Consider the following 19168-nt stretch of genomic DNA (forward strand, 5'->3'; position numbering starts at 1 on the left):
GCACCTATTCCTGAAGTCAACCTTTCCGTTTCTACCAATTCAGGTACAGAAGCAGCGGGGACAGTGATCACAGTAACGGCGACTTCTTCGTTAGCTGTAGTAGGCGCTCAAACTATTGATCTTGTAGCAACGGGAGTTGGGATTACAGCTTCAGATTTTACCTTGAGTAATACGACTATTACTATTACAGATGGCATGACAGAAGGTAGTGTAACTTTTACGATTGTAGATGATGCAGATGTAGAAGGCACAGAAACGGTAACATTAACGATTAGCAATCCATCGGTTGGTATCACCCTTGGATCGACTACAGCACAAGATATTGTGATTACAGATAATGATTCGATAGATAACACCAGATATGGATTTTCTCCAGATGGGGACGGGATCAATGAGTTTTGGGAGATCGATACTATAGAGAACTATCCAAATAATAGTGTGACCATCTTTAATAGGTGGGGAGATTTGGTCTTCGAAATAGAAGGATATAACAACACTTCAAGGGTATTCAGAGGAATTGCTAATCGAAAACGAAGTCTTGGAGGAGATCAACTCCCCGAGGGAACCTATTTCTTTAAAATTAGAACTAGTGGTCCAAACTCCTTAAGGAAAACAGAAGGTTTCCTTGTTTTAAAACGTTAATTCATGAAAAAGAACTATATATTCATAACCCTAGTGGTATTGTTGATGGTCTGGAACACTTTGTTTGCTCAGCAAACTCCAGTGTTTGCCAATTATAATTACAATACAGTGATCATTAATCCTGCACATGCTGGTTTTCACCAAAATTCAGAATTTACACTTAGTAATAGGGGGTATGTAAATTCGATAGAAGGGAGTCCAAGGAATATAGGTGTATTGTTTAATTCGCCTTTGCGATCCGAAAAAATGGGATTTGGTGCAGGGGTTTTTAGTGATCAGGTAGGGGTGACTACTGCTACCAATGTATTTGCCGCATATGCGTATAAATTAATTTTTGATCATAACTATAATCGTGCACGATGGTGGTCTTATAATCCTCATGTTTTGTCTTTTGGAATTACCGCCGGTGCGATGATCTATGATGAAAACTTATTAGAGTTAGGGATACAAAATGATCCTAATTTTGCCAACAATATCAATACTACCCTACCTACCTTGGGAGTGGGGGTTTTGTATAACAGAAATAAGATGTATGTAGGGTTTTCTGCGCCAAATCTATTAGGGGATGCATGGTCTACAGAGGATAATATTAACCTGGAGATCCCTTACTACTTGTATGCAGGGTATCGTTTTTTTGCATCACGGTTTGAAGAAATATTGATCAACCCTAGTATTTTATCCAAATACGTTTCTGGTGCTCCTGCTCAGTTTGATTTTAATACCATTGTTAGCTATAAAAACAAGATAGAGGTAGGAGCAGGGTATCGTACGAATTCTTCGATTAATCTTTTGGCTGGGTTATATCTTTCGGATCACTTGCGTTTGATTTATAATTACAATCAAATGCTAAGAGATGCTCCCGTACAAACTACGCATGGTATTATTTTAAGCTATCGTTTGGGAACAGGTTTCAAAAATAGAGGGTTGGCCTCTAATTAAAGAGGCCAACGGTTGGTTCTAATGTTCAATGTATTTCATTTTAAGCGCATATTTAGTTAACCCGGCAACGTTTCTTACATTCAGTTTGCTCATTAGGTTTTTTCGGTAACTCTCTACAGTATGCTTGCTTAAGAATAATTGATCGGCAATTTCTTGTGTCGTAAATTCCTGTGCGATGAGCGTGATTACTTCCACCTCCCGTTGCGTTAGTTTTATGCTCTCTTTTTTCTTGTTGGATAGTTTGTTTTGAAGGTAAATATCTTTTATTTCTTTCGAAAAATATTTTTCTCCTTGTAGAATAGTTTGAATTGCTTTAAGAAGCTCTTCTTTTTCTGCATTTTTGGGAACGTATCCGTCAACATCATTTTCGATGAGGTCATCAATCATTTCAACATCGCTATGCATGCTCACCACCAAGGTTTTAATATGATGATTTTTCTCTTTAATGATCTTGTTTAACGAAATCCCATCCAGTTGTGGCATGGATATATCAGTGATGATGAGATCAATTTTCTCATCGGGATTAATTTCTAGGTATTTAGCGATATGCGAACCATCTTTACTGGATAACAAAACATTGTAATCATTTTCAGAATTAAGAATGCTTAATAAGCCATCTAAAAACATTTTATGGTCGTCAACAATAATCAAATTATATTTCATAAGTGGTTGGTTTGAGATTGTTAATTTCAATATTAATAATAGTCCCCCTGCCTTTTCTAGAGTCAATAATTAAAGATCCATAGACTTTTTCTAATCTACTTTTTATATTGACAAATCCTAATCCCTCGGCAATCTTTTGAATATCAAACCCAACTCCATCATCCTCAAAAATAATGTTTACAGTATCTTCTTTTGCCATGTTAATATGCAATTCAATACTGCTGGCTTCGGCATGTTTAATGGTGTTAGTAATAAGTTCTTGAATAATCATAAAGATTTCAATTTGTAATTCTTCACTAAGGTCATCAATTTCTTTTCTGGGATGTAAAGAGATGTGAGGAGTAATACTACTGGATGATCCAATTTTATCTAGGTATTCCTCCAGAACATCGCAAAACTTATTTTTTCCGAATCGTTTAGGAATGAGGTTATGAGATAGGTTTCTTACTTGTTGGTAGGTTTCGTCTATTTGATGATTGATAGCTCCGATTAAGCGCTTGTTCTTAATTTCGGGACTATTCAATTGTAACTTGATAGCAGCAAGATTGCCCCCGATACTATCGTGTAGCTCTTGAGCAATTCTTTTTCTTTCTTTGTCTTGCCCTTCTACACTTGCTTTGATTACTTCTAATTCCTGATCCTTAAGTAAAGAAGTAATCTTTTGTTGATTCACTTCTTTTTCTTTCACATTTAATTCGCTTTGGGTTTGCAGTTTCTGATAGTAGATCGCCAACAAACCAATGATAGGGATAAGAATGATCAAAAAAGAATACAAAATAATATTTTTGATTGTTTTTTGACGAGCAAGATTCAGTTCCTGTAGTTCCTGATCTTTTTTTAATAAACTAATCTCGTTAACTCTTTTTTCGGAAACATTTTGAAAAGCAAGAATTTGATTCTCACTTTCCTTTTTTTCTATTTCTTTTTCGAGTTTTAAATTTTTAATCGCTTCTTCCTGATTTTTTAGCTTTAGCTCACGATTGGTGTTTTCTATCTTCAGAATTTTTATTTCTCTTTCTTTTTGTAGTGTTTTGTGTTTGACTTCCAATTCATTCACTTCCTTGTCTTTGTCCAATGTTCTTATGGAATCCAAGATTTCGGTATATTGATCGCTGTAGTTGAGTGCTTTTTTATAATCATTTTGAAGGATTGCAATTTCTCGTAACCTGTAGTAGATTGTTTTTTGATTCTCTAATAGATTCAATGCTTTTGCTTTTTCCAAAGCTTCAAAGATCAATTGTTCACCTTCATCATATTTGGCCAGCAGACTCAGTATACGGCCTTTTTCGAGCTTACCCATCACTTCCATCCGTTGAAAACCATTATTTTCTGCGATTTCAATAGACTCACTTACGAATGTTAATGCCTGATTTAGTTTGTCTATCTTTTTGTAGTTGACTGCCAGATTGAACGAGATGGTTCCAATACAACTTTTTGTGTTATTGTTTCTACAAATTTCTAGTGCTTTTTCCAGGTAATTAATGGATTCTAAGTAGTTTTCTCTATATCCATAGATATTGGCGATGTTGACAAGGCATCCAAAAACCATTTCTTTATGTTCTTTGTACTCGCTACATTTTTTATAGAGATCCAAAGCAGTATCTAATTCTTCCGGCTTATTGGAAGAGTTCGTAATTCTATTGGCAAGACCAAAAGCATTGACATAATAAATACGCTTGTCATCATATTTTTGAGATATTTCAATACCTTTTAAGTACCATTTTTTTGCTTTGCTGTTAAGGCCTATCGATCCATTGATACTACCTAGCCAGTGATACGCCAATCCGTAGATGTTACTTCTTAGCGTGTCGTTTTCAAAATCTTTTAAGGCTAATACTCGTTTGGCGTGATAAATAGAGGAATCGATTTCAGATTTTTTATTAAAATAAGCAGTTAGTATGAGGTGTAAATCGGCTTTAAACCTTGTACTCCTTGCTTTTTTCGAATTCAGATGACTTCCAATTTTCTTATATACATCTTCATTATTTTTTCCGTTAATCGTACTATTTGTTAGAACCTGGAGTTTTTTAATGATCGTTCTTTCTTCTTTTTTATTATAATAGTTGGAAGCCTTGTCTTTGTTATCCATTTGAGCGCTAACTTCAGTAGAAAAAACTAAGGAAATAAGCAAAACGACTCCGATTGCAAAATTGAATGGAATTCTAGAAAATAGGATGTGGTTGGTTAGTGTTTTCAGGGGTTTATTAGTTTTTGTTCTTGCTTTTTTTGACTGGATTGTGTTTGGATTTCAATGTTAATAACGGTTCCTCTATTTGGTCTGGAGTCAATATGTAAAATTCCAGATATATCTTTTAATCTACTTTTTATACTAGAAAAACCTAATCCATTTTTTTGCTTTTCGGTATTGAACCCAATTCCATTGTCTTCAAAAATAATATTCAAATCGTTGTTTTCTCCCAAATTAATGTGTAATTCTACCTGGGATGCTTGGGCATGTTTAATAGTGTTAGTGATCAATTCCTGAATGATTTTAAAAATTTCTATATGAAGTTTTTCACTCAGGAGGTCAATTTCTTTTCTTGGGTACACGGCGATAGACAAATGGATGCCACTTGCATTACTGATTTTATTTAGGTATTCTTCAATAACATCACAGAAGTTATTTTTCTTAAATTTTTTTGGGATCAAATTATGAGAAAGACTTCTTACTTGCTGGTAGGTCTCATCGATTTGATGATTTATTCCATTCATATAAGATTTGTCCTTAACCTGAGGGCTATTCAATTGTAGTTTGATGGCTGCAAGATTACCTCCAATACTATCATGTAACTCTTGAGCAATTCTTTTTCTTTCTTTATCCTGTCCCTCGATACTTGCTTTGATGACTTCTAGTTCCTGATCTTTAAGTAAAGAATCAATCTTTTGTTGATTCACTTCTTTCTCTTTTATATTCAATTGACTCTGGGTTTGCAGCTTTTGATAATAAATAGCTAAGAGTCCAATAATGGGAATAAGAATGATCAAGAAAGAATACAAAATGATATTTTTGATTGTTTTTTGGCGGGCAAGATTTAATTCCTGAAGTTCTTGACTCTTTTTTAATAAGTTGATTTCATTCACCCTTTTTTCTGAAGCATTTTCAAAAGCTAAAATCTGATTTTCGGTCTCTTTTTTTTCGATTTCCTGCTCCAGTTTTAGATTTTTGATCGCTTCTTGCTGGTTTTTTACTTTAAGATCTCTATTCGAATTTTGAATCTTAAGTATTTTGATTTCTTTTTCCTTTTTTAAGGTTTCGTAACGAACCTCTAGTTCATTAATTTCTTCAATCTTTTGTAGTTTTACTATAGAGTCTTTAACCACAAAATACTGGGATAAATGGTGGAGCGCATTTTTATAATTTCCCTGATCGATGGCAATTTCCTTGAGATTGTCTAGAATGTTCAATTGGTGATCAAACAACCCTAATTCTCTGGCATGGTACAACGCTAAACTGTAGATCAACTCTGCGTCTTTATTATTTCCCATTTCCGAAAACACGTTCCCAATATTCATTCGCCCGATTAACTCTACACGACGTAAACCGATTTTGCTACTCACTTCTACTGTTTCTTCATACAAATCGATGGCGCGATCGTAGTGGCCTTGGTTTTGTGCATTAACACCTTGGTTGAGTAGTATAACAGCCAAAGCACTTTGGTTGTTTTTTTGTTGACTAAGTTCCTTTCCCTTTTGTAAGTATTTTTCTGCCGTTTCATAATCTTCGATATCCGAATAAATCATCCCGATATTGATATAACTTCCAAAAACGATTTCCTCGTCATCTTCATAGGTAATACACTCTTTAAAAAGCTCTAAAGCTTTTTTTAATTCTCCTGACTCGCTGTAGTTTAAGGCCAGTCCATGAGTATTGGTGTAGTACATGTCTACTTCGTTGTATTTTTGGGCTTCTTCTATTCCTTTGAGATGCCATTTTCTGCTTTCTTCAAACAGGCCTTGATTTTTATAATTGGTTCCAAGGATGCTATATGCGGTAGATCGGAATTTGGCCTTTGTAGAATCCGTACCTATACTATTATACTTTAAAGCTTCTTTTACATAAAAGTTTGAAGAATCGATCAAAGTTTGATTTCTGAAATGATACGCCAAGAGTAAAAGACTATTACTGGTAGCTTTCTCAGTTTTTAAAGATTTTCTAAGTTCATGCGCTCTCCTGTAGGCTCTGTCATACTCCTTATTATTAAACCATTCGAATGCCTCATTGATTAATCGATCTTCAAGCTCTTCTAGGGTGATTTCTTTAGGAACTTTCCCAAGACCATTAGCATCACTTTGTCCTGAAACCCAATGAATGCATCCAAATATGCCAATAATAACGTATCTGAGGATGAATTTAGTCATAAACAAAGATATTAATTCTGGAAGATCCTTCTATCCCTGAAAACAGGGAGTATTTGATAGAGAAAAAAGTGGTTGTAATATGGACATCATTAACAGAATAATTTGATAAGCATTGAAGATCTTGTTTTTTGATAACTACGGATAAAGCAAATACTGCTTTCTCATTTCCATATATTTTCTTAGGTCATCACTCCATGACTTTTTGATTTCGGTCACGCTTACTCCTTCCATGATTTGTTGTTGCAGTTTTTCTGTACCGGCATGGGCAGTAAAGGATTTGGTTTTGAAGAACTTTTCTTTGTCGGTTGAGTTTTTATAAGCGTTAACCAACCACCATAGATTGATGGCTTTGAGGCGTTTAGTTTTGGTTAAATCGTTTCCATAGCAAACTTCTCCCTGGTGTTTTGGATATTTAGCTCCAAAATTAGGTTTGGGGGTATAGGCAAAATCATACTTGTCTATAGTAAGATCCGGAGAACCGTATATCTGAAACTGAGTTTCGGTACCTCTTCCCGCATTGATGGTGGTTCCTTCAAAGAAGCCAAGACTGGGATATAGGTTGATGGCTGTATCATTGGGTAAGTTTGGCGAAGGTCGTATGGGCAAACTATATGAAGTGTTATGAGTATAATTTGCTACAGGAATTACGGTAATATTGCATTTTAGCTCATTACCTAACCAACCTTGTCCATTCGTCATTTTGGCATATTCTCCTATAGTCATACCATGAACCAGGGGAATTGGATGTATTCCTAAAAAACTAGTGTGTTCAGGTTTCATCGTTGGGCCATCGATATAGTGGGCATTGGGATTTGGTCGATCTAGAATCAATAAAGGAATATTGCTCTCTGCACAGGCCTGCATTACATAATGCAAGGTAGAAATGTAGGTGTAAAACCGAACTCCTACATCCTGAATATCGAAAACCATGATATCAATACCCGAAAGGGATTCTTTTGAAGGTTTTTTATTTTTACCATGCAACGAGATAATAGGTAATCCCGTTTTGATGTCTTTTCCGTCGGCTATTAATTCTCCTGCATCTGCTTTTCCTCTAAATCCATGTTCTGGAGCAAATACCTTCTTGATGTTTATATTTCTTGATAATAAGGTGTCTATCAGATGAATATAGTTCTTGTTGGTGATTCCTTCTCTAAAAATCACCGTGGTTTGATTTCCTACAATCCCTACTTTTTTGTTTTCAAGTATAGGGAGATAAGCCTCGGTCTGATTGGCTCCAACTAGTATTGGAGCTTCATTTTGTAGAGAGTCATTAACCACGATTTGATCAGATACAACCTCTGGATCAGAGGGAGATGAGGCGCCAGATCCCTTTTTTATTCCACTTATACAGGAAATAAAAATCAGAGAAAGGAATAAAAATGTATTTTTGAACCTATCTATCTTTTTGGAAGATGCATTTTTAATAAAAACCATAATTAAGCTTGAATTTCGAGTATTTTATCGCTAAACGCCTTATCAAAGGTAAGGAACATAAAAGTAGCATTTCGACTCCTATTGTAAAAATTGCGATTTCTGCCATTGCGATTGGTATGATTATGATGTTGATTACTGTAGCTACGGGGATAGGTTTACAACGTAAAATACGGGAAAAAGTTGCCGCTTTTAACGGTCATATCTTAATTAATAGCTTTGATAACAACAGTAGTGTAGAAACTTTGATCCCAATATCCACCAATCAAGATTTTTACCCAGACTTTGATGAAGTGGCAGGAATTGAGCATTTGCAAGGAGTAGCTACCAAAATTGGATTGATTCGTACAGAAACTGATTTTGATGGTGTTGTGGTAAAAGGTATAGGTAAGGATTACAATTGGGAACATTTTAAAGAATATATTATCGAAGGACGAATTCCTGATTTTACCAATACTCTAAATAATGAAATCCTTTTATCTTCCCATTTTGCGAATCGTTTGAAATTAGGGATAGGGGATAAAGCGATTACCTATTTTCTGAAAAAAAATGGGAGTTCTGCCTCTCGACCTTATATCAGAGCTTTTGAAATCGTGGGGATTTATAATTCAGGGTTTCAGGAGTTCGATGAGACCTATTTGTTTGCTGATATACGACATATACAACGCATGAACAAGTGGAAAGAAGATGAAGTAGGGAATTTTGAGGTGTATATTGATGATTTTGAAAAAATTGATGCCAAAGGACAGGAGATTTATGAAAATGTTCCTTCTACCTTAGATAGCCAAACCATTACCTTAAAGTATGCTACCATTTTTGAATGGTTAAAACTTTTTGATCTTAATATCATTGGTATTATTGCCATTATTATTCTGGTTGCAGGAATTAATATGATCACGGCTTTATTAGTGCTAATCCTAGAGAAAACACCTATGATTGGTGTTTTGAAAGCGTTGGGAGCAACCGACTGGACCATTAGGAAAGTGTTTCTATATAACGCAGCCTACCTTATTGCCATAGGGCTTTTTTGGGGAAATCTAATAGGAATCGGATTGCTTTGGATTCAAGATATCTATGGAGTGGTACACCTCAATCCTGAAACGTACTATGTAAGTACCGCACCGGTATACATTAATATTGGATATATCTTGTTGTTGAACTTGGGTACTATGATATTGTGTTTAATCATGTTGTTGATACCCTCTTATATTGTGTCAAAAATATCACCTACCAAATCGATTCGATTTGAGTAACCACATAAAAAAAGGAGGAACAATGTCCTCCTTACTCGATTTTTCTTAGTTGCTGGAAGTAAAATTCCAGACTTGTCCTATGGTGACTCCTTGTTTGTTGTCTTTTACGACCACTCTCCAATAGTATGTTGTGCTTGGCGATATAGTGATATCGATGGATGTAGTTGTTAAATCTGCTGTTAACAGCGTAGGAGGGTTGGTTTCTCCCAGGTAAACATCATAGGTCAATGGATCACCATCGGTATCTGACGCATTCCATTGTAAAGTAGTTGTGGTACCTGTTACAGTCGATCGTAATGCAGGAGCGACTAATTCGGGAACAAAAGGAATGGAATTAAATCCAGGTTCTGGTTCGGTAAAGAACGATTGTACTTCATAATAAGGGCTTTCGTTACCATCGTTATCCGTTGCTTTTACTCTCCAGAAATATACAATCCCTTTTTCGAGGGTAAAGGTGACCGAAGTTTGTGTGGTATTTGCTGAAAACAAGATTTCCTCGAATGTAGGCTGAGATGAAAGTTCGATCGTATATGTAAAAGCAGTGGTAATATCTGATGTGGATGGATCCCACTCAAAATTAAGATTGAAATTAGTACAAGTTAAATTGTTGGTAGGAAATACCATTTCAGGAATCGATGGGATGGCATTGATATCTGATGGATTATCCACACGAATACTGGTAGTATCATCTCCGCTACAGGCAAATAGCAAGATTGATGTACATAAAGTGATATATAGTTTTTTCATTATATGGTCTTTAAATGGTTTTAAAATTGTTGTAATTATCAGAAGAAGTCGAAACTATTGGTAATGTGAGTTTCGACTCCACCTGATTTTAGAACAAACTATTCTTTAATAATTTTGAATGTTTGTGAAACCCCGTCTTCTACAGTAACAAAGTAGATCCCGGCAGGAAGGTTTTCCATCGGTAATTGTACTCTGCTACCCACAACGTTATATACTTTTGATGAAACCATAGTACCCAACGTATTGTGAATGCTTACTGTTACCGAACTAGACTCAAATTTTGGTAGCGCCATAGTTACATTTGCTTTGGTAGGGTTAGGGAATACACTCATTTGATCGAATGGATTGATTGTAGTAGATAGTTTCCCTTCACAAGCTACGCTTGAAGTCACTTCAATTTTATCACCATTTTGAGCATTGATCAAGAAGCTGTTACTATCATATTCACCCACAAATTGATCATTGAGCATCACTGTAAATGGAGCTGTTCCCGTTTCGATCTCTACAAATACTTGTTTGTTATTTGCTCCATTACTTACTGTTGTTTTTCCATCCAGGATTGGAGCTTCGTCAATTTCCATTTCAAAACATTGTTCGCAATTGGCAAAACCATTAATGCGGATACATACTGGGTACTTTCCTGGAGCTAAATCTGTGATCAGTAAACGAGAAGTGAAATTGTACGTCTCGTTATTTACGGTAGCCACATAGTCTAAGTTGGCTACGGTATTGATCAATATATTTCCGTTGTTTTTGTCCGCACAAGTTTCACTCGAAGTTTGTATTTGGAAGTTATCAATCGGCAGATCAGCAAGTGGACAACCTTCGACAACAGTTAGTACTTGTTGTACATCGTTGGCAGGATTCCAATTACTATCACCTGCCTGGCTAGCTGTAATTGTTGCGGTACCAATACTGATGATCGTTACTGTATTTCCTGTTATTGTGGCTACCGAAGGATCAGAACTAGTATACGTTATCGCTAATCCCGAAGAAGCTGTAGCATTCAAATTAAAATCTGGGCCATCAACAACCACGGTGTCTAACGTATCAAATGTAATGGTTTGATTGGCTTTATCTACCGTTAGTAGTTGCATTACGTCAGCTGCTGCCGTATAATTATCATTTCCAGTTTGAGAAGCTGTAATTGTCGTAGTACCAGCACCCACAATGGTTACCGTATTTCCAGAGATAGTGGCTACCGATGGATTTGAACTCGTATAGGTCACTGCCAAACCTGATGATGCTACCGCATTCAGATTAAAGTCTGGATCTCCAAAAGTAACGTTGCTAAGTGGTCCAAAGGTAATTGCCTGAGATACCTGAGTAATTGCAAATGTATTGTCTACAAAACTCAATGCATAATTATTACCTGCTGTTACACTTCCTAATTGGATGGTGTAGCCACCTACATCTTCACCTACAGTTCTGGAAAGACTTCCTGAGAATGTATCTCCAAATTGCAGCACTCCAGCTGTAAGTTGATAGGTCAATACTGGATCCGTTGTTCCAAAGATTTTGCCTGCCGGATCAGCAGTAATTTCAAGAGCTCTTTGCCCGATAGTCAGATCGTTTGACACAAAAGAAATATTGTAATTGCCACCAGCAGTTACCGTTCCTTGTTGTATCGCATAATTACCTACATCTTCTCCCGTAACTCTGGAAAGATTTCCAGATAAGGCATCACCAAATTGTAGTGCCCCATTTGTAATTTGATACGTTAATGCAGGATCAACATCTCCATATGTTTTAGTTTTACTATCCGCTGTTATTTCTAACGATATAGGAGTAATGCTAAGATCATTACTTACAAAACTGATGGTATAATTTGCATTAAGAGCAACACTTCCTTGCTGTATCGCATAATTACCTGCATTTTCACCGGTTACACGTGTCAAACTACCAGTAAATGCATCTCCAACGACTAAACTACCAGCCGTAATTTGATACGTTAATGCTGGGTCTGCATCACCATAAATCTTTGTTTTAGCATCAGCTGTGATTTCTATAGCTCTTTGTCCAATAGTAAGATCATTACTGATATAAGTTAGGTTATAATTACCTGTCAGTGCCAAAGTTCCCTGGTTGATGGCATAATTTCCTAAAGTTTCTCCCGCTACACGTGTTAAATTTCCGGTAAAGGCATCACTAAACGCTAGGGAACCACTGGTAATTTGATAGGTTAGGGCAGGATCAGCATCACCATATGCTTTATTCAAAGCATCTGCGGTCACCTCGATAGCTCTTTGACCGATCGTAAGATCATTGTCCACATAAGTTAGTATATAATTTCTACCAGCACTTAAGGTTCCTTGGTTAATCGCATAAGTACCTACATTTTCGCCTGCAGCTCTAGATAAAGCACCTGTAAACGCATCACCAAATTGTAAAGCACCATTAGTAATTTGATAACTTAACGTTGGATCTGCATCTCCATATGCTTTAGATTGCGCATCAGCCGTTACTTCGATAGCGCGTGGTAGAATTTCCAGAAAGGTAGAGTTAGGAAACATAAACGTAACTTGATATGAAGATTCACCACCATTGGTAGAGGTAATGTCAGCACTCAAACCTGATCGAAAACGGTAATTTCCTATATCTTCTCCTACTTCTCTAAAATTACCAAACACTTCTATAGTATCATCAAAGGCCAATGACCCTGCGTTGATTATAAAAGGCACAGCAAGTACCGGATCAGGATCCCCATAGGTTTTTTGTACGGTTCCGACTGGTAATACTCTAATAAAACGAGTATCTATTCTAAATGTGTTATCAACAAAAACAAGATTGTAATTTGCATTTAGTGCTAAGGATCCTTGGGTAATTGCATAATCTCCTCTAGCTTCACCAGTAGCTCGGGATAATGCTCCTGAAAATGCATCACTACCAGCCAATGATCCACTGGTAATCTGGTACGTCAATGAAGGGTCTACATCACCGTAGGTTTTGGTTTGTGCATCTGCAGTAACTTCAATTGCTCTTGCAGTAATTGTAAGGTCATCACTTACAAAACTGACAGCATAATTTGCGTTTATTCCTAAGGTACCTTGATTAATAGCATATGTACCTACATTTTCTCCAGCAACACGAGTCATGATTCCGATAAATGCATCACTTCCTACTAGATTCCCTGATGTAATCTGGTATGTTAATGCAGGATCAACATCACCGTAGGTTTTAGATGTAGCATCAGCGGTAACTTCGATTGCTCTTTGACCTATAGTAAGATCATTACTAACATAACTTAGGTTATAATTTGCATTCAGGGCTACGGTACCTTGATTAATGGCATAGCTTCCAACATTTTCTCCAGCAACACGAGTTAAACTTCCTGTAAATGCATCACTAAATACTAATGAACCACTAGTAACCTGATAGGTTAATGCCGGGTCGGCATCTCCATAGGTTTTGTTCAATGCATCGGCAGTAATTTCTATAGTTCTTTGACCAATGGTAAGGTCATTACCAACATAGGTCATTGCATAATTGCTTCCGGCAGATAGAGTTCCTTGCTGAATAGCATAAGTTCCTACGTTTTCACCTGTTACTCTTGAAAGATTTCCTGTAAAAGAATCACTAAATTGTAATCCCCCAGATGTAATCTGATAGGTCAATGTCGGGTCTGTATCTCCATAGGTTTTAGACATTGCATCAACAGTGATTTCGATTGCTCTTTGACCAATTGATAAGTCATTTGATACAAAGCTTAGGGTATAATTACTACCTGCACTTACTGTTCCTTGTTGGATTGCGTAAGTTCCTGCATCTTCACCCAGTACTCTGGTTAAACTTCCTACAAATACATCACTGAACTGTAGTGAACCCGAAGTAATTTGATAGGTTAAAGCTGGATCTGGATCGCCATAGGTCTTGGACTTTGCATCAGCCGTGATCTCAATTGCTCTTTCATTGATGGTGAGGTTATCAGATAAGAAAGTCACATTATAATTACTTCCTAGACTTAAAGTACCTATTTCTATGGCATAAGTTCCCGCATCTTCACCGGTTACTCTGGTTAAACTTCCTGTGAAAGCATCACTAAATTGTAATGCCCCAGAGGTAATTTGATAAGTTAATGCCGGGTCTGCATCACCATAAATTTTAGATTGAGCATCAGCAGTAACCTCAATTGCTCTTTGACCAATGGTTATGTCATTAGATTCAAAAGTGATGTTGTAGTTTACTCCAGCGGTTACAGTACCTTGTTGTACTGCATAGGCACCTACATTTTCTCCTGCAACACGTGATAAATCTCCTGATATGGCATCACTACCTAGAAGTGCACCTGAAGTAAGTTGATACGTCAATGCCGGATCTGTATCACCATAGGTTTTACTTTTTGCATCGGCAGTGAGGGTAAGCGCTATCTGGTTGATTGTAAAATCTTCTTCATTACGTCCTCTATAGGTTGGGTCAGCAGCATCTACTTCTGCTACTATGGTATAATTTCCGGCATCTGTTGGAGGTGTTGCAGATGGTCCATAGGTATTACCATCAATATCTTCTCCGTCATACATAACGGTGTATGTTGGAGTCACATCAATTCCGTTCACATCTTTTATACTAACAATATCTACTCCTTGGGTGTTTCCGTTATACGTAACATTAAGATCTGCAGGATCAAAGGTAAATGTTACCAATGTTTTGTCCTGAATGGTAAGTATTTGATGAGTAACTCCTGCAAAATTAGGATCAGCCACATCTACCTGCGCGGTAACTTGATATTCTCCTGCAAATGTTGGAGGAGTCAAACTTTGAGAGTAAGAAGTTCCATTGATTCCTCGATAACTAATATTTACGGTTGGAGTTGGGGTAGCCGCTACCCCCGGACTGGTTTCAATGCTACTAATGGTAACCGGTTTTGGAGTACCATCAAAAGGTTGTGTAAGATCGGCTAGGTTAATGGCTACTAGTGTCTTATCAGTTATCGTCAGGATTCCATTGTAATTAATGTTGTAGTTAGGAGATTCCCATGAGTTTACAAAAACAGTATAGGATCTAGCTTCTGTAGGCGGTGCTTCATCATACACGGTACTAAAACCGGGGTCAATGTCATACAAAATTCTTAAAGGAATATTTTCACCCGATAATCCAGTTGCGTTTACATCAAAAGTTTTAGGAGTGCCGTCAAAAGCTTTTATCTGTGGATTATCAGGATTAATGGCAATACCATATTGCGAAATGTTAAAATTAGCTGTTACCGATCCAAAGAAGTTTGGATCAGCTTCATCTACAGAAGCAGTCACCCTATAAAAACCAGCATTGGTTGGTGACGTTGTTGAAGGACCATATGGGTTACCTAGAAAATCATTACCAGAATATACATAGTTCAGTGCTGGTGCCGGTGTAGCAGCACTACCGGTATTTGTTACCACTATACTTGAAACATCTATAGGGTTTCTTGGATTGCCATTATAGGGAGTATTAAACAAATCGAATGGATCTAAAGTAATGGTTACTTGCTCTTTACTGGTAATGGTAAAGGTTCCTGTTTGTAATTGTAGGGTATAGTCTCCTGTTGTTGAAATGATCTCTCCTTCATCTCCAAATGGACCTTCTCTTCCTATACAAACTCCGGGGGGGCACACACCTAAACGGTCAAAACTTGCAGGTGCCTGTGCTGTTTGATCAATCGATATTATATATGTACCTTCTGTTTCGCCAGGTTCTCTTGTCAAAGGAACCCAAATTTTATCTCCTGAATTCAATTGACCGCTAGTTAATGAATAAGTCAATGCTGGATCTGCACTTCCTAAAGCTTTTATAGCATCAACAGCAGTAATTTCTAAATCAGAGTCATTATTAACCGTTATTGTGGTGCTGGCAGGTACTATATTATAGTTTGTGTCATCAGGAACAAATCTGGCATATATACGCTGGTTACCAGGTGTGGTTAAAGAAGTTACTCCCGAAGTTATGCGCTGTGAGAATGTATTGTTAAATGAATTATAAAATCTATAATACTCAAAAGCACCGGGTACATTTGCCGATGCATTTAGGTGCGCACTATTTAAAGGCTCACCGACGTTAATATTTGGAGGAGTGTTCCAGGTGATAACAGGATTTCCTTTTACAATATTTACACTATAATCCTCGGAAATTCCTTGATAAATACCATCTGCAGCTACGGTAACTCTAACGGTAGTAGTTCCTATGTTACCTGGAGTGATGTCGCTTCCTACTAGAGATGCACCTGTGGTATCGTTTACTAAGCTATATGAAATAGCTCCTGTACTGTTTGTTATAGCACTTAAAGTTGTTGCACCACTACCATAAGCTAAGGTTGGAGCAGTCAAGTTAAGTCCTAATGTAGATTGTGAAAACGTATATCCCGTTTGTTGGTACACAAAACCACTACTGCAATCTGAAAGTCCATAGATAGCAAAATAATATGGTGTTCCTTCCGTAAGTCCTGTTATCGTTACATTAGGAGTCGTTAATCCTGAATATATAATTTGCTCTCCACCTGCATATGCTGGATTTCCTGCGGGTATAGGTGTTCCATCTGCTATTGGCGAGAAACTGTTTACTGTATTCATTTTAATCACATATCTTTTAGGAGCATTAACCGTTGCTGCAGAAGCTGTAAAAGAATCAATATTCATTGATGTTGCATCTACATTACTTACTACTGCATTAGAGGCTAGTTCTGAAGCTATACCACAAGTGGTATTTTGACTATAAACACCTGTAGGGAAAAAATAATATACACCATTACATAATTTATAATTAACCGCAGCAAAATAATAGGTAGTATTTGGAGATAATCCAGTAGTGGTAACACCAAAACCTGTAGCTGCACCAGTGTAAATTACAGATTGACCGGTTTTGCCAGAATAATTGGTACTTGCAGTTGGAAAAGAAGCCACTGGTAGTGTGGTGGGCAATGTAAAGTTGTTGGTATCACTGACATAAATAATTTTACCATCAGCATTGTTATTCCCTGTAAAATTAACTACTCTTATTGAGTTTTGAGATGTTGTATTTTCTGCTAGTAAATAAATACCTGCATTACTATTTGGTGGTGAACATATGGGAGTTATTGAAGAAGAAACTCCTGTAGCTTCAAAATAATAGGTGCCACCACATAAAGTAGCTGTATAAACTTTAAAGAAATGTTCAACATCTGTCGTTAACCCTGTGATTAATTCATTCGGTGTTGCAGCATCTCCAGCATAAACAACTTGTTCTCCGCCACCATAAACCGAATTTGCTATTGGCAGTAAAGTTCCAGTTGTAGGCGCTGTAAAACTATTCGTGGTATTTGCTTTTACCACATATCGAGTAGAAGGTCCTGTTGTTCCAGTAATTGAACTTATAAAAGCTGAACTTTCATTATTGGCTGATAGCTCTAAACTAGTAGCTGTTGTAGGTGTCGCACCACAAGTAGTCACCGTAAATACATTTCCCGCATTTAGTTTTAAATTTCCTCCACAATCAGCATAATTAAAAACTTTTACATAATATGTTGTATTGGCAGTAAGTCCAGTAACAGTTACATTAGGTGTGAGTGAATTTCCGACATATACTGTTTGCTCACCAGATCCTGAATAAGCAGTACCATCGGCCGTTGGATAATCGGTTCCACTGGTTGGGTCTGTAAAACTATTTATGGTGTTTACTTTAATCAAAGATATATTTGAACTACCTCCGATACCAGTTATGGTAAAATCAGTTTCAGTTGGATCTGTGGATAATATGGAAGCTAAACCAGGTACATCACATCTTGGAAATCTTACCCTATAACTATAACCTCCAGATCTACCTCCACCAACTCTTATTAAATAGTATTGATTTGATGCTCCATAACTCAAATTCATTGCCCGGTTAGATTGATCTGTACCAGGATGAATAAGGGTGTTGGATACTAGAGGTCCATCATAGCTGCCAGTTCTTGTTTCTAACCATACCTCTGGTTGCATTGATCCACTATTGGATTGCACTGCCATTCCTACAAAGCCATTTGAAAATGGAGATCTTCCGATTCTCCAATAGTCTTCATCGGATCCTACTACAGTACCTCCACCAATAATAGTAGTTGTATTTACATTGGCAACTGTAAGTGTTTGAATTCCGCTGTCGGTTGTAATATTGTTAGGTTCTGTTTCTGTAGCAAAATCAAATTGTGCATAAGAAAAAGTAGTTATCAGAGAACACAAAACTGTTAAAAGAAGTATCCTTGATCTTTTGTTAATTTCTTGATAAATATCGGGCAAAAGAAATTTCATAATGAAAAGGTTTATTAAAAGTTGAAAATATTGTTACATAACAAACTCAGGTATGGAGCATACTTGAATTGGATTTTGATACTATTTGATATGGATGAACTAAGAGCCAGTATGAATACTATTGCTCATTTTTGTTGGTAGAAAAAACCAACATACTTTTAGAAGATTGAACCATATGGTAGGTTGATCGTAGGAATAGTAGTTTTTTTTCATAAGATTAGGGGTCTTAGTTCATATTTTGCTTGATCAGTACATTTTAATACGGCTGTCTAATAGGTATACAGTTAAGTTTGAGGATACCCTATTTTTGTAGGTAACTTTTTTTAATTTTTTTTGTTTTATCCTTTTATTGGGTATTTCTGAAAGTAGTAATTAGTAGATTTTATGAAGAAAAAAACACCCCTTAGAATTACTTCTAATGCTGGGGTGCTTTTGAAAATTTTAATCTTTTACAACTCTTTTGGTTATGACCTCTGTAATTGTGGTAATCTTAACTAAATACACTCCAGAGGATAAATGAGATATATCAAATCGATTTTCCTGTGTTTGAAATACCTTTTGTCCAGATATAGAGTAGAGTTCTGTTTGTTGGATACCCTCTCCTTCGATGATCACCAGTCCAGATGTAGGATTAGGATATAAGGAAAAAACCGCGGGAGGGTCTGGATCTATGGTTATTACAGCATAGGGTAACTGATGAAACCCTTGTGTGAGTATAACATCCTCGGTGTGGATCGTATTTATTGCTATTTCACCCAGTGTGTAGTCCAACAAGATTCCATTACCCACTAGAGTAGTTCCTGCAGCACCAATCACTTGTCGTTCTATGCTTTGTGCTTGTAGCTGTACTCCCAGGAATATGGCTACGATAAATATGTACGTTTTCATAAGCATGGGATTACA

The 19168-nt window shown here is 36.7% G+C and carries 10 protein-coding genes; 3 read left to right on the forward strand and 7 right to left on the reverse strand.

The annotated features are described in order from the left end of the window. Both ACXAGJ_RS23110 and ACXAGJ_RS23115 read left to right on the forward strand, forming a co-directional pair. On the forward strand, positions 1-642 hold a 642-nt coding region (locus ACXAGJ_RS23110), incomplete at its 5' end, for a gliding motility-associated C-terminal domain-containing protein (protein ID WP_474843369.1). Positions 643-645: 3 nt separating this feature from the next. After that, positions 646-1581 (forward strand): PorP/SprF family type IX secretion system membrane protein, encoded by a 936-nt coding sequence (locus ACXAGJ_RS23115; RefSeq protein WP_474843371.1) that lies wholly within the window; start codon positions 646-648, stop codon positions 1579-1581. Positions 1582-1599: 18 nt separating this feature from the next. Here ACXAGJ_RS23115 and ACXAGJ_RS23120 read toward each other — a convergent pair whose 3' ends face one another. From ACXAGJ_RS23120 to ACXAGJ_RS23135, 4 genes are all read right to left on the reverse strand, one after another. Continuing rightward, positions 1600-2244 (reverse strand): response regulator, encoded by a 645-nt coding sequence (locus ACXAGJ_RS23120; RefSeq protein WP_474843373.1) that lies wholly within the window; start codon positions 2242-2244, stop codon positions 1600-1602. Then, positions 2234-4333: a tetratricopeptide repeat-containing sensor histidine kinase gene (locus ACXAGJ_RS23125; RefSeq protein WP_474843375.1), complete on the reverse strand. Its 2100-nt coding sequence runs from the start codon at positions 4331-4333 to the stop codon at positions 2234-2236. The genes ACXAGJ_RS23120 and ACXAGJ_RS23125 overlap by 11 nt, the downstream gene beginning before the upstream one ends. Before the next feature lie 104 nt (positions 4334-4437). Next, entirely contained in the window at positions 4438-6603 is a 2166-nt protein-coding gene (locus ACXAGJ_RS23130; RefSeq protein WP_474843377.1) for a tetratricopeptide repeat-containing sensor histidine kinase, read from the reverse strand. Positions 6604-6738: 135 nt separating this feature from the next. Beyond that, on the reverse strand, positions 6739-8040 hold the full coding sequence (locus ACXAGJ_RS23135; RefSeq protein ID WP_474843379.1) for an exo-beta-N-acetylmuramidase NamZ family protein: 1302 nt from the start codon (positions 8038-8040) through the stop codon (positions 6739-6741). 8 nt (positions 8041-8048) lie between these two features. Between ACXAGJ_RS23135 and ACXAGJ_RS23140 the strand changes: the two genes are divergently transcribed. Further along, the gene (locus tag ACXAGJ_RS23140; protein WP_474843381.1) at positions 8049-9290 is read left to right on the forward strand and encodes an ABC transporter permease; all 1242 of its coding nucleotides are present in this window, start codon (positions 8049-8051) and stop codon (positions 9288-9290) included. A gap of 45 nt (positions 9291-9335) precedes the next feature. On the opposite strand, the gene ACXAGJ_RS23145 is transcribed toward ACXAGJ_RS23140, so the two are convergent. The 3 genes from ACXAGJ_RS23145 to ACXAGJ_RS23155 all read right to left on the reverse strand — a co-directional run bounded on the left by ACXAGJ_RS23145 (position 9336) and on the right by ACXAGJ_RS23155 (position 19153). Beyond that, entirely contained in the window at positions 9336-10037 is a 702-nt protein-coding gene (locus tag ACXAGJ_RS23145) for a hypothetical protein (protein WP_474843383.1), read from the reverse strand. Between the two features lie 98 nt (positions 10038-10135). Beyond that, positions 10136-18265, reverse strand: a complete 8130-nt coding sequence (locus ACXAGJ_RS23150; protein ID WP_474843385.1) for a T9SS type A sorting domain-containing protein — start codon at positions 18263-18265, stop codon at positions 10136-10138. 441 nt (positions 18266-18706) lie between these two features. Next, positions 18707-19153 carry a T9SS type A sorting domain-containing protein gene (locus ACXAGJ_RS23155; protein WP_474843387.1) on the reverse strand — a complete coding sequence of 149 codons (447 nt, stop codon included), beginning with the start codon at positions 19151-19153 and terminating at the stop codon, positions 18707-18709. Between the last annotated feature and the right edge of the window lie 15 nt (positions 19154-19168).

It is taken from the genome of Aquimarina sp. AWH4_224 (assembly GCF_056160245.1).